Here is a 6277-nt window from a genome sequence, read left to right as displayed (position 1 = left end):
CAGCGGCCCACCGGACAGAAACAGAAGCGGACATGTGACGTGCTACCAAAACCGGACAACTTGAAAAGCTACCGACAGACTGCGCTGATGCGGCGCTGCCCAACGGCCGCCCCAATCGCGTGAAAGGCTTGCAAGGTCGCGCGTTGCGGAGGGTCGCAACGCTGATCGCGCACGCTACGGGGAAGGATCGTGCCGCCTTCGAGCGTCCGGTCCTGTTTTGGGAGAGGACCATGAAAACTGTTCTGCTTGCCGCCTGCCTGACGCTGGTGGCGGCCGAGGCGCAGGCGATCTCGCGCTATGACCCGAGCCGCATGGCCTGCGGCACGGTGCGGGCGACGATCGCGCGAGAGGGCGCGGTCATCCTGCGTTACCAGTCGACGCGCACGCCAGGGCTGCCGCTCTACGACCGCTATGTGCGGAGCCAGCGCTTCTGCAACATGGGCGAGGTCAGGGCACGGGCTTCAGTGCCGAGCGCCGATACCAGGTCCTGCGTCGTCTACAAATGCAAGCGGGTGGACACAGACCGGCGTTTCCGCCGGCGCATCTTTCCGGACTAGCTAGGTCCGGCCTCAGAAGCCGAATGAGACCTGCGCCGGAGGCGGCGGGCCGACGCGCACGCCTTCCATCGCCAGCATCTTTTCCTTGGTGGTCGAGCCGCCCGGCGCGGAAAAACCGCCGATCTTGCCGCCGGCGGCAAGAATGCGGTGACAAGGGATGACCAGCGGCACCGGGTTGGCGCCGAGCGCCGCGCCCGTCTCACGCGCCAGCCCGGCATGGCCGGCGCGCTTGGCCAGTTCGCCATAGGTGGTGGTCTCGCCGAAGGCGAGCTTGCGCGCCGCGTCGTAGATGGCGAGGCGGAAATCGTCGACGCCGCTGAGATCGACCGGCACACCGGAGAAATCGACGTCTTCGCCGGTTGCATAGGCCTTTATCGAGGCGATCAACTCGGAAACCCATTGCGGTTGGGCGCTCGAAGCGGCGATGCCGGCATGATGCAACAGCCGGCGTTCCACCGCGTCGCGGTTGCGCTGGGGCAGGCAGAGCCGGGTCAATCCGGCCTCGTTCCAGGCGATGCCCATGAAGCCGATCACGGTTTCGAAGACCGCGTGGCCGGCGGCGGCTTGAGAGGTGCTTTCCATGATGCGCTCCTTTCCGAAGAAACGGATGGGAATCCAGTACATATCGAGAACAAGATATCGCATTTTCAGGGATTTGTTGCCACCCGAAAACCATTCGAGTCCCAACTGGCTGCGGATTGCCCGGGCAAAGGTGCTGGTGTAAGGACTTTCTTAACAGACGAACCGGACCCGAGCGCGGCTTGCCAGCAAAAATCATCTTTCCCGCGATCGGCGTAATGCTCGCTGCGGCCGGTCTCGCCGGCTGCACTTCGACCTCGCAGACCAAGGCCGTGCCTTCCCTGACTGAAACCGCCGCCGCGGGCGCTGATGCCGGCTTTACGTTGGCGCTGCCCGACACGGTTTCGGTGCTGCCGGAATCATCCGGCATCGCGCCTGTCCAGACAACGGCGCTGACTGTGGGCCCCGCTGCGACGCCTGCCCAGCCAGCGGCCTTTGTCGGCCCGACCCCGCTGGCCGCAACTGCAGCCATGACGGCCGATGCCACGCCAGCCAGCGCAGCACCTGTCTATGCGACGGCCGCTGTCGCCATGCCGGCCACTGGCGAGCCGGGCAAGACGATGCCCGGCGTTCAGCAGGCCGCCTATGTCGTGCCTGAGAATCCGTCCGCCCTGCTTTCGACCAGCCCTGCCAAGGAGTATTCGGCGGGACCGCGCGGCGAGATCGAGCGGCTGATCGAGAAATATGCCGTCCTCTATGAGGTGCCCGTCGATCTGGTGCGCCGTGTCGTCAAGCGCGAGAGCACCTTCAATCCCAAGGCCTACAATCGCGGCCATTGGGGGCTGATGCAGATCAAGCATGCGACGGCGCGCGGAATGGGCTATGACGGGCCGGCGAGCGGGTTGTTCGACGCCGAGACCAATCTGAAATATGCGGTGAAATATCTGCGCGGCGCCTGGCTGGTGGCCGGCGGCAACGCCAAGCGCGCCGACCGGCTCTACCAGAGCGGCTATTATTACGACGCCAAGCGCAAGGGCATGCTGGGAGAAACCGGCCTTGGCCGCGACCGCGGTCGGCGTCGCCTGCAGCCCGATGCCTAACAGCTCGTCGTGTGTGAACGGATACATGCGACACGCTTTTAGTTCTTGTTTTTATGCATGTCGTTATCGCAAAACCGCTGCGCACTTTTGCGCGACAGGCACTGAACACCATGCCTGAGCCGCGCCCGCCGGCACCAAACGACATCAGGCTGCGCAAGATCCTCGACGACACGCTTGCTCCGCCGCGCTGGCGGGAAGGTTTTGTCATGCGCGGCTTCGAGGCCACCGACGCGCTCGCTTTGTATGCGCTGCTGACCACCGTGTTCGACGACGGCGCCGATGGGCCGTTCGACGAATGGTGGCCGCGGATTTCGAGCGACGCGGAATTCGACCCTGCCTTGTGTTTCCTGGTTATCGACAGCAAGGGTCGGCTGGCGGGCGCGGCGCTGTGCTGGACGAGAGCGTTCGTCAAAGACCTTGCCGTCCAACCCGAGGCGCGCGGCCGAGGCATCGCCGAAGCGCTGATGTGGCACGCCTTCGCCGCCTTTCGCGCACGCGGCGCTGAACATGTCGATCTCAAAACCAACACGGTAGAGAACGCCGCCGCCGTCAGGCTCTATGGGCGGCTGGGGATGTTCGAAGTCGACTGGGAAGGCTAGCCCGGCTCTGGTCGGCTGCCCTTACGCGACGGAAAGTGCATCGTTTGTGAACTGCTTCACATAGGTGGCCAGCCGCACCCGACGGCGGATCCCGAGGCGGGTTCGGGATCCGCCTCCTCCTACGCTACCAACCACCCCGCGAATCTTCCCGTTCCAAGCCAACCTGCTTGGTTATCGCTCAGTCAAGCGCGTTGCCGATCTTCTGCTTGAGCTCGAGCGCCCAGGAGCGGCCTTCGTCGCCGCCCCATAAAAGCCAGGCGATGTAACCGGCCGACGGGTTTTCTTCACTGCCGAAGTTGCGGCCCTTCTTGTCGACTTCATGGCGGGCGAAATAGCTGACCATGCGCTGGATGGTGGAGGGCGAAAGTTTATCGCGGTTCTTGAGCTCGGTCGCCCGCGCAACCCCGACCTCGGTGCCGCCGCGGCCAAATATGCCGCGCAGCCTGAGGCCCATGGCGGCATTGTCGGCGACGATCTGCGGACAGCGCAGGTCGATTTCGTCATTGTCGGCTTCACGCATGGTTCTTCCCCGATATGGACCTATAGTCCTGAACGAAAAATGCGGTGAGATGCATCCCGCCCGCAACGCTATTGCTTCGCAGTCGTCGGAGCCGGCCTGAAAGGAACTGTCCACCAAGGCGACAAGCTGCATCTTGCCTGTATTCGTCTCACGGTTAAGCTTTGTTACAGCGGGGGCTCTCGAAAACCGGAGAAACACGATGCGGCTTTCAAAAACCGGTCTCGCCACCTTGATCCTCGCCGTTCCGCTGCTTGCCAACGCGGCGCACGCCGAGGATTGCGCCAACGCACAGGACCAGGCGGCCATGAACGAATGCGCCGGCAAGTCGTTCACCGAAGCCGACAAGAAGCTCAACGACGCCTATAGGCAGATCGAGGGGCGGCTGAAAGACGATGCTGCGTCGAAGAAGCTTTTGATCGACGCGCAACGCGCCTGGGTCGCGTTCCGCGACGCCGAATGCAATTTCCAGGGCGGCCCGCCCGATATGGCAGGCAGCATGTATCCGATGGTTATCGCCGGCTGCAAGGAGAGCCTCACCGACAACAGGCTGAAGGATTTTCAGGGCTATCTCACCTGCCAGGAGGGCGATGCAAGCTGCCCGGTACCAACAGCGCCATAGCTTCGGCCGACTGGCAATCGCATAGGAGGCCCCTCATCAGGCCGCTTCGCGGCCACCTTCTCCCCGCCGGCGAGAGAGGCTGGCATCAACGGCGGTAATCTCCTCTCCCCTCGGGGGAGAGGTCGGATTGCCCCGAATTGCCCTTCGCAATTCGGTTGGCAATCCGGGTGAGGGGGCTTCTGCCGCCCGTGTGCGCAAAAATGTCGGAACCGTCCTTCGCCATGCGTCCTTGAGAGGCAAGGCGCGTTGCCGGAACCTTGGCGCGCGTCGTCAAAATCCCAACAGATGGAGATGACGATGATCAGCTTTCCCAACGAATCCAGCGAATACCGCGCCGCCCGCGAAACGCTGCTGCAGAAGGAGATCGAGCTGCGCCGCGCCATGGAGGATGTGGCCGTCGCACGCCGCGCGCTGCCGCCGGGCGGGTTGGTGCCACAGGATTATGTGTTCGACGGGCTTGGCGACGATGGCAAGCCGGCCAAAATAAAACTGTCGGAGCTGTTTTCGCCCGGCAAGGACACGCTGATCGTCTACTCGATGATGTTTCCGCGCCATCCGCAGGAGACGCGCGATGTGGCGACAAGCGGCGGCACGGCCAAGCTCGCGCGGCCGGACCAGCCATGCCCCTCCTGCACGGCGCTGCTCGACCAGTTCGACGGCGCCATTGGCCATCTCGAGGCCGCCGGCTTCAATTTCGCCGTGGTGGGCAAGACCGCGCTCGAAAACCTGATCACGCTTGGCCGCGATCGCGGCTGGACGAACATGCGGCTGGTCTCCTCGGCCGGCAACAGCTTCAAGCGCGACTATCACGCCGAGGCCGACGACGGCGCACAACTTCCGATGCTGTCGGTGTTCCATCGCGACGCCGACGGCATCCGCCATTTCTGGAGCTCCGAACTTGGCTTCGCGCCCTCCGAACCCGGCCAGGATCCGCGCGCAGTCGGCACCTGCGAGCCCTTGTGGAACCTGATGGATTTCACGCCGGAGGGCCGGCCGAACTGGGACGAGCAGCTGCAGTATGACGGCGCGTGCTGCCACTGACGTTGGCAGCCAAGCACATTTTCGGCGCCGAGCGGGGTGTTGGCAGGATCGCCGACACCCCATTCCTGCCCGTCGCGCAACTTCGCCGCCTGTGTCGCGTTGACTCTCCAAGGACACACAATCCCGGAGATTTCCTGTGAAAACGCATCTCGCCATTGCCATGGTCGCTTTGCTTGCCGGCGCGCCGGCGGCCTTCGCCCAATCCGCCACGCCGGCCGACATACCGGCTGTCGGCGAAACCAAGATCGAGACCGAGACCTTCACCAGAACCGTCCCCAGCGCCAATCGGTTCGAGATTGAAAGCAGCAAACTGGCCGAACAAAAGAATGTCGCCGCCGATGTGAAGGAATTCGCCTCACTGATGATTAGGGATCACACCAAGGCTGGCGAGGATTTCAAGGCAGCTCTGGAACAGAGCCAGACCACGGCCTCGGTGACGGCGAGCGGCCCCGCTTTGTTGCCGAACGACCAGGCAATGCTCGACGAGCTCAAGGGCCTGGACGGCGAGGAATTCCAGGCGAAATACATCCTCCTGCAGACCGAGGCGCACAAGCAGGCGTTGGCGCTGTTTTCCACCTATGCGCAGTCGGGCGAAGACCCGGCGCTGAAGGAATTCGCCAAGAAGACGCTGCCGACGCTGCGGACGCACGAAAAACATGTAAAGGATCTGGTGGCCGCTCACAGCTAATGCCTGTCGCCCAAAAGCATGCCCGACTCGAGGGTGCGCAGCGGTTTTGGGATAACGACATGTATGAAACAAGCGCCTAAAGCGCGTCGCGACGCGCTTTAGGCAGGAGCCGCTGTCAGGTGTTTTTGACCTGCTCGACCGCGGTCACCAGCAGTTCGTCCATCACGCCGCGAATCTGAACATCCGACTGGGCGACGCCCGCCGCGTCGAAATCGGCGCGTATCTTGCGGAGCACATCGTCGTCCCCGGCCTCTTCGAAGTCCGCGCGCACCACCTCTTTCGCATAGGCGTCGGCGTCCTCACCTGACTTGCCGAGCTTTTCGGCCGCCCATAGACCGAGCAGCTTGTTACGGCGCGCCATGGCCCTGAACTTCGTGTCCTCGTCCATCGCAAACTTCTTTTCGAAGCCTTCCTGACGGTCTCTCATACTGCTCATGGTGTGCCTCGTTCAGATCTGAGTCTCCGACCTTCATTCGATGGAGAAGAAGAGCGGCGGGTAGGGGCCGAACATGGCGCGCATAGATGTCATAAGCAAGACCGGACCGTTCATTGCGCAGGGCAATCGCTTCAGGTTGGCGCTGCCCATACTGCCCCGCGAGCAGAACTTGGGTTCCTCGCCCCACGAATGTGGGGG

9 protein-coding genes are annotated in these 6277 nt (G+C 63.2%); 6 read left to right on the top strand and 3 right to left on the bottom strand.

What is annotated here, in order from left to right:
- Positions 1 to 230: 230 nt before the first annotated feature.
- Entirely contained in the window at positions 231 to 557 is a 327-nt protein-coding gene (locus AC0L25_RS19855; protein ID WP_473597074.1) for a hypothetical protein, read from the top strand.
- A gap of 12 nt (positions 558 to 569) precedes the next feature.
- Here the strand turns inward: AC0L25_RS19855 and AC0L25_RS19850 are convergent, their stop codons facing one another.
- Positions 570 to 1139 (bottom strand): methylated-DNA--[protein]-cysteine S-methyltransferase, encoded by a 570-nt coding sequence (locus tag AC0L25_RS19850; RefSeq protein WP_473597073.1) that lies wholly within the window; start codon positions 1137 to 1139, stop codon positions 570 to 572.
- A gap of 179 nt (positions 1140 to 1318) precedes the next feature.
- Here AC0L25_RS19850 and AC0L25_RS19845 point away from each other — a divergent pair, with 179 nt between their 5' ends.
- Both AC0L25_RS19845 and AC0L25_RS19840 read left to right on the top strand, forming a co-directional pair.
- Positions 1319 to 2176: a transglycosylase SLT domain-containing protein gene (locus AC0L25_RS19845; RefSeq protein ID WP_473597072.1), complete on the top strand. Its 858-nt coding sequence runs from the start codon at positions 1319 to 1321 to the stop codon at positions 2174 to 2176.
- A 110-nt stretch (positions 2177 to 2286) separates the two neighbouring features.
- Positions 2287 to 2775, top strand: coding sequence for a GNAT family N-acetyltransferase (locus AC0L25_RS19840; RefSeq protein ID WP_473597071.1), 489 nt, complete (start codon positions 2287 to 2289; stop codon positions 2773 to 2775).
- Between the two features lie 178 nt (positions 2776 to 2953).
- Here AC0L25_RS19840 and AC0L25_RS19835 read toward each other — a convergent pair whose 3' ends face one another.
- On the bottom strand, positions 2954 to 3295 hold the full coding sequence (locus tag AC0L25_RS19835) for a hypothetical protein (protein WP_473597070.1): 342 nt from the start codon (positions 3293 to 3295) through the stop codon (positions 2954 to 2956).
- Between the two features lie 199 nt (positions 3296 to 3494).
- Here AC0L25_RS19835 and AC0L25_RS19830 point away from each other — a divergent pair, with 199 nt between their 5' ends.
- From AC0L25_RS19830 to AC0L25_RS19820, 3 genes are all read left to right on the top strand, one after another.
- A complete protein-coding gene (locus AC0L25_RS19830; RefSeq protein ID WP_473597069.1) occupies positions 3495 to 3914 on the top strand; it encodes a lysozyme inhibitor LprI family protein in 420 nt (139 codons plus the stop codon).
- Positions 3915 to 4211: 297 nt separating this feature from the next.
- Entirely contained in the window at positions 4212 to 4955 is a 744-nt protein-coding gene (locus AC0L25_RS19825; protein WP_473597068.1) for a DUF899 family protein, read from the top strand.
- 136 nt (positions 4956 to 5091) lie between these two features.
- Positions 5092 to 5643 (top strand): DUF4142 domain-containing protein, encoded by a 552-nt coding sequence (locus AC0L25_RS19820; protein WP_473597067.1) that lies wholly within the window; start codon positions 5092 to 5094, stop codon positions 5641 to 5643.
- Positions 5644 to 5758: 115 nt separating this feature from the next.
- On the opposite strand, the gene AC0L25_RS19815 is transcribed toward AC0L25_RS19820, so the two are convergent.
- Positions 5759 to 6079, bottom strand: coding sequence for a DUF1476 domain-containing protein (locus AC0L25_RS19815; protein WP_473597066.1), 321 nt, complete (start codon positions 6077 to 6079; stop codon positions 5759 to 5761).
- Between the last annotated feature and the right edge of the window lie 198 nt (positions 6080 to 6277).

It is taken from the genome of Mesorhizobium sp. WSM4813 (assembly GCF_055811555.1).
Note: the sequence above shows the minus strand (reverse complement) of the source record. Positions and strands in the feature narration are given on the sequence as shown.